6 protein-coding genes are annotated in these 6075 nt (G+C 55.1%); 2 read left to right on the forward strand and 4 right to left on the reverse strand.

From position 1 onward, the window contains the following. The 4 genes from HAP95_RS05695 to HAP95_RS05710 form a co-directional block, all read right to left on the reverse strand. The coding region (locus HAP95_RS05695; protein WP_215883341.1) for an HU family DNA-binding protein at positions 1–342 on the reverse strand (342 nt) is incomplete at its 3' end. A gap of 46 nt (positions 343–388) precedes the next feature. Then, positions 389–2620, reverse strand: coding sequence for a DNA topoisomerase 3 (locus HAP95_RS05700; RefSeq protein WP_215880895.1), 2232 nt, complete (start codon positions 2618–2620; stop codon positions 389–391). Next, positions 2620–4485: a hypothetical protein gene (locus HAP95_RS05705; RefSeq protein ID WP_215880894.1), complete on the reverse strand. Its 1866-nt coding sequence runs from the start codon at positions 4483–4485 to the stop codon at positions 2620–2622. Before HAP95_RS05705 ends, HAP95_RS05700 begins: the two co-directional genes overlap by 1 nt. Positions 4486–4497: 12 nt before the next feature. Further along, a complete protein-coding gene (locus tag HAP95_RS05710; RefSeq protein WP_215880893.1) occupies positions 4498–5082 on the reverse strand; it encodes a hypothetical protein in 585 nt (194 codons plus the stop codon). 96 nt (positions 5083–5178) lie between these two features. On the opposite strand from HAP95_RS05710, the gene HAP95_RS05715 reads away from it, so the two are divergent. Beyond that, positions 5179–5670 (forward strand): hypothetical protein, encoded by a 492-nt coding sequence (locus HAP95_RS05715; protein WP_215880892.1) that lies wholly within the window; start codon positions 5179–5181, stop codon positions 5668–5670. 3 nt (positions 5671–5673) lie between these two features. Next, a partial coding sequence (locus HAP95_RS05720; protein WP_215883342.1) for a hypothetical protein occupies positions 5674–6075 on the forward strand: 402 nt, incomplete at its 3' end.

Raw genomic sequence — 6075 nt, forward strand, 5'->3', positions numbered from 1 at the left:
CAAGGCTTCGCGTGCCCGAGGATTGTAACCATGACGCGGCGCCCAGTGTCGCCATTCAAAACGACCAATATTGGATAGAACCAGATGCCCATTTTCCGGCCAGTCTTCGGCGGTTAATCGTTGCACGAGTTTCCTCAGAAAAGATTGTGCGACGCGGAAAGCGACCGCTTCGGAAACCTGTGCATCCTGCGCGATGTCCGCCATGTGTCGGGTGATGGGCTCTACATAAGGCCGGGCACGCTTAGGTCTACCTTTCACCGGCTCCGTTCCATGTTCTGTGGCTGGAGAAGCGGATTCCTTCTCTATGGTATGGCTGCCCGATGTTTGGTTTGATTCATTCACAAATAGATGCTCCAAAAAATTGTTACATTAGCCATGATAGCGGTATTCACCGAGAAGGCCAAGCAGTACCTAACGTGGGCTTACCTTCTGTGTCCGGGTCGCCAGGCCACCAGGATTTCGAGCATTTCCGGCAGCGCCAGTAGGGTTTTTTCTTTTCTGTATTGGTGACCATATGAAAGGTAGGGATTTTACATTTCGGGCATTTGGGGCCATCGCCATTTTCCAAAGGGAGTTCCGCACGGGGTTCAAACGGTTTCCCCGGACGGCCATTGTCATCGGACAGCTTTTCGTGCGGGCGGTCGGGATTGTCGCAGACCCAGTAGAAATTCCCTGCCTTTTTGGTGGATTCCTTGCGGAGTACCGAAAAGGGCGCCGCACAAATCGGACAGGCCTCCACATGCTGGTTGGGCACGACGTCGCAAGGCACATTTTCCAGCGATTGGGTGACCTGCTTTTCGATGCCTGCCATAAACGTGCGCATCTCCACTTTCCCCGCCGATATCCCGTCTAGTACCGATTCCCACCGCGCCGTCATGACCGGATCCTTGATGGTTGGCGTCATTTTGGCGATGAAGGCACGACCTAAGGGGGTAGAGATCAACTGTTTACCCTTGGACTGTATGAAGCCCTTCTCGTTTAATGTTTCGAGAATGGCTGCCCGCGTGGCTTCGGTGCCAATCCCCGCGTTTTCTTTGAGGCGTGCGCGCGCCTCCGGGTCTTGCACCATTTTGTGGATATTGCTCATGGCGTCGATCAGTGTTCCATCCGTAAATCGTGCCGGCGGTCGGGTTTCTTTGGAAACGACACGGGTTTCCTGACACTGCGTAGGGTCACCCTTTTGCATGGGAGGAATCTGTCCATCATCCCCTTCTTCCTCTTCCTGCGCGTCCTCTGCCCCGAATAGCCGTTTCCAGCCGGGGTCAATAACCCGTTTTCCGCTGGCTACCCATTCCATCGGCGCTGAAGCACTGTCCAACCCAAGATGGACGACGACCTGCGTCGATTTGTATTTCTCGGGAGGGGCAAACAACGCCAAGTAAGACTGACAAATCGCGTGGTAAATATGCGTTTCATCCTGATCCAGGGAAGATGGACGTGCGCCAGTTGGAATGATCGCGTGATGCGCTGTAATTTTCCCTGTATTCCAGGCCGCATGTTTCCGCCCGGGGGATAACTCGGTGCCATCCACCATTTTGGTCACGAAGGACTGTTCTTGCAGGCTGCCGATAATGCGGGCAGCGTCCACGAATTGTTCCTCTGGCAGATACCGGCAGTCGGTTCGAGGATAGGTCGTCAACTTTTTCTCGTAGAGAGACTGACAGGCGTCCAGTACGCCTTTGGCGCTGATGCCCCATCGGGCCGATGCGGTTTTCTGCAGTGCGGACAAACTGAACGGTAAGGGTGCCTGGCTGGTTTTGTCTTGTTGTTGATGTTGTGCGACGGTGCCCTTACTGGCTGCTTTTCCTGCTGCAGCCACCCTGTCTGCAAAGGTTTTATCAATCAGACGCCCTTCGGTATCAAATGCCGGGGAGTCTGCTTCCTCTGCAGAAGGCTTCCAGCGTGCCTTAAAGAGGCCTTGCTCCACGGACAGGTGGGCGACTACTTCGTAATAGGACTTCGGTCGGAAGGCTTCGATCTCCAGATCGCGCTGCACCACCAATGCCAGTGTAGGCGTTTGTACACGACCCACGGACAGCTTTTGATGATTGCGAATGGTCCAGGCCCGCGAAAGATTCATCCCAATCAACCAATCCGCGCGGGAACGGCATTCCGCTGCTATGGATAGGAATCGATACTCCTGATTATCCCGTAGTGTTGCAAAGGCCTTTTTGACGGATGCGGCGTCCATGGACGCTAGCCAGACGCGCTGTACGGGGCCTTTATAATGAAAGTATTCCAGGATTTCATCAATCAGCAATTGGCCTTCCCGATCCGGGTCTCCGGCGTGAACCACTAGGTCTGCCTGTTTCAGGTACAGGCCTATTTTCTTCAGTTGATCTGCCGCTTTTTCAACGGGCTTTTTAATCCATTCTTCGGGAATGATGGGCAAATCATCCCACCGCCAGCCTTTCTTGAGATTACCCGATTCATCCAGGTGGGCCCCGGGACGCATCTTTAGATAGTCATCGGGTGGGGCCTGCTCCAGAATATGCCCGAAAGCATTGGTGATGACATATCCGCCTGCTTCCAGTTGCCCGCTTTTTGTACCGCCACCCAGCCCTTCGGCGATGGCGCGCGCGAGACTGGGCTTTTCTGCAATGACCAGCCGCAATCCCATCAGGCAGCCTCCTCACCTGAAGCAGGACGCTGCGTAGAAACCGTTTCTTGTGACTGTTGAGCCGCCTCGTTGGGTAACGCGTTTTCTGGTCCCCGTTGTGAAGAGACCGTCCCCTGCAAGGGTGTTACGCCTGCGTGAAACATCTGACACAATTGCTGTTCGGCATCGGACAAGGATTGCTGAAGTGATTCGATGCAAGCCTCTCGCACGGAACCGGGAAGCATACCAGCAGTGGTCTGAATGACGGTGCGTAACTCTTTGACCATCTCCGGGAAAATATCGGCGGCGTGACCTTGTTTGGCGCAGCGCGACACAACGTCCGTGTGTTCGAGCACTTCCTGCAGCACTTTTTCAACGCGCCCTTGCATCTTTTCGCGGTCGAGTTTGGGAATGTCGATGACGTTCACGGTGGCATCCGCTATTGTCCGGACAGCGACTTCACCCCAATCGACCACCGTGGCGCAGGCCTGATCGGGGGTGGCGTCTTTCGTAATGCTGGGGAATGCCTTCGCGAGAATACTGGTATTGGCAGGTTTGAGCAGGGGGGCAACAGCGGCCCCTACCGCCGCACGGATTTTCATGCTGACAGAGAGGTCCATGGCGCTGACGCCCTCGTGGATGCCAGAAAATATGCCTTCCCGGAGTGTCTTCGCGGATTGGTAAGCTGCCTTGACGCGATCGCCCCAATTTTCTGCTTCCATAGCGGCCCGTAAAAGGTTTTCATCTTTGGAGGCTAACGCCTTGGGATGCTTCTTTTCGAGCATATTTTCTGTTGCCGTAAAGATGTTGGCCCGCGCGTTATGGAAAACCGTCATCCCTTCACGCATGGCGGTACTCATGACGCTGGCCAGTTTTTCGGTATCTTCCAGATCCGGATGTGCGCCGCCATACTCCACCCTGTCGGCGTACTGTCTGGCGGCTGTTGCGACCAGGCGCGTATTGTCTTCCCTGCTCATTTTGACCAGAATCTGGCATAATTCGGGGTTTTTCTTTTGCACTTCGTTGTACCAGTTTTCGCCGATGGCAATCTGGGTGGCCAGCGCTAAACCCAACATTTCTTTAGCGCGCTCGTCTTTAGCGGTGTCTCCCCAGAATACCAGCGTATGCCATCCTTCCCGGTTTTTCCCATCTGTTGGGATCATGTATTCCCGTGAAGCATGAACGGCTTCTCCGATCCGTTCAGGGCGAAATGCGGAAAGCCGCGCGAGAAAATATTCATGGGCTTCCGCAAGGGCCGTTGCCTCTGTATACCCGCGCTCTGCGGATTCCGTCAGAGTGACCCCCGACATGCCACGCAAAGTGTCTTTGAAGTTGGTGCCAAACAAGGATGGTGCTGCTGGATCCTCGACGAGTATGCGCGCGATATAAGGGAGTTGCCGCACGGGGAATTCCGCATCGCCCATGGCTTCATTAAATCGAATCGCTACATTCGCGATGTTTTGCGCGTCGATGGATGGCGCTTTTTGTCCTTTCTCCACCTGTATCTGCCAGGATGCTGCACATAAGGGTGCTGCGACCATCATGGCCACGACAGGGGGTACTTGCTGCTCTTTCAGAATTTCCGCCACGGAATAGACCGCTTTGCTGAGTTGCTCTGCGGACTGGGCAAAATGCGTTTCTGAAGAAAGGATGCCGGGGCTAGAGGACAAGGCGCTCATCATCGGCTCTGCAATGCCCAGGGCGCGATACCACGCACTGCGGTTGCTGACCCGCGCGACAGCCCCCCGAGACGCTTCGGTGGCAGGCGGTTGTGTGCCAGCGTCATTTTGATGCGCGACCTTTTCGCTTTCTGCCGGAGCGGCGATCGTGTTATTCGTGCGGTCGGTTGCCCCATCCAGGGCATCCAGGTTGTTGAGTTTAGCCATGAAAATAACTCCTTAATGTATAGATGGGGTCTCTGTTGGTAAGGGGGGGAAAGGGCTCGCCGAGCGTTGTGCGGCCGCCTCGTTGGGTAACATGCTTTCCTGTGAAGGGACTTCTCCCTGCAAAGGAGCCGGTTCTTCTTCGCATGGGGTGATCAACTGCGAAACGGACAAGCCTTCCGTGAGATTTTTAGTCAGCGCGTTGCTATCAGGAAACATTCCCAGATGATGGGCTTGCGCCAGAATATCTTCCTGCTGATGTAAAACATCTACGGCGTCCATAGCGAGGGCTGGCAAGATGACGCGCAACAGATAGTCTCCCGTAGCGGAAAGCGCTATGTCGTCTTTCCAGACCAGCTTCCAGCCGGACAGCGATTGTGCATCGGCTATCCGTTCCGCCGGCAGGTATTCTTCGGAGATGTCCAGCAAAGCCGCCGTTTTCGCTACCTGGTTCCACCAGACAGGCAGCCCCCCTGAGACGTCCAGGGCAATATCGACGGGGATGGTCTCTCCGTCGCTTTGCCAGGGATGTTGCGCGTAGGTCTGCTCCAGAATACGCATCAACAATTGGGAGTAGGGGGTACTGGTCGTTTCTGGCATCGCATGGTCCGCCTTTTCAATCTCTATTAATGTGCTATCATAACCACGTTAGCGGGTTTAGACAAACCATTATCCGGGACAAGAAGGAGAATTTCCGTGGACGATTCAACCGAAGATATGCCGATGACACCTGATGTTATGGCGCAGCAAAACGCCTCTCCTCGTATTATGAATCTGCAGGGTTTGCCGCTTTCTCCTTCTCCGTGGGATGACGCGTCGCAGCATGCAGCGCAGGATGAGAAAGCGGCGCGACAACATCAAAACAAACGGGAAATGCTTGCTCAACGGCAGCGGGAAGAACAGGAACGCAGCCAGCGCCAAGATGCGTCAGATCGCAAATATCGTTCGTACATGGCAGCACTGGCTACCGAAGAGCGTCAAGCGCAGGTGAAGGGTGAGCCGATGGACCCTGACACCCTGGTTAGTATGTTGCATATGGGCATGGACGCGATTTCTGGCGGTGGCGCGGGATCCATGATCTCCGGCATCGTATCGGAAGATGTCGCGAAAGGAGAAGATGGCGGACAGAGTCCGGAAGAGGACGCCTCTTCCACTCGTCCTGCCCCTCAGCAGCCTCTGCGGGATTAAGCGATGTGGGATACCGAAAAATCGGATGACGCGGCGCTGCCTTTATATATGGCGGCGGCCGTTCTGGATGCGCAGCACTGGTTGCAGCAGCAACAAACCCGGGAAGGGTTGTCGCATGCCGACAATCGTGGGCTTTCCTGGACGTTGAGCGCACGACTGGCGGGCCGCCATTTTGGAGTTGCGCGATACCCCTCCGCGACGTTCGGTTCAGCGGCTCAGGATGCCTTGTTGATTCTGGCAAGGCCCGCAAAAAGATGGCCTGAATCCAAAGAAATGTCAGACATCCCATCGTCAGAAATCGCCACCCATCCTTTGCTCTGGTTCGCTGCGATTCCATGGCGGGCGCACTTATCGAAAAATCGGGATCATCTGGTATTGCTTTGTCCTGAACAGCACCTGGGCTGG

The organism is Acidithiobacillus sulfurivorans (genome assembly GCF_018853815.1).
GTDB lineage: Bacteria > Pseudomonadota > Gammaproteobacteria > Acidithiobacillales > Acidithiobacillaceae > Acidithiobacillus > Acidithiobacillus sulfurivorans.

Coding starts and splice junctions, on each gene's coding strand:
- HAP95_RS05700 (WP_215880895.1), bottom strand. CDS start 2,620: ATGGGATTGCGGCTGGTCATTGCAGAAAAGCCCAGTCTCGCGCGCGCC.
- HAP95_RS05705 (WP_215880894.1), bottom strand. CDS start 4,485: ATGGCTAAACTCAACAACCTGGATGCCCTGGATGGGGCAACCGACCGC.
- HAP95_RS05710 (WP_215880893.1), bottom strand. CDS start 5,082: ATGCCAGAAACGACCAGTACCCCCTACTCCCAATTGTTGATGCGTATT.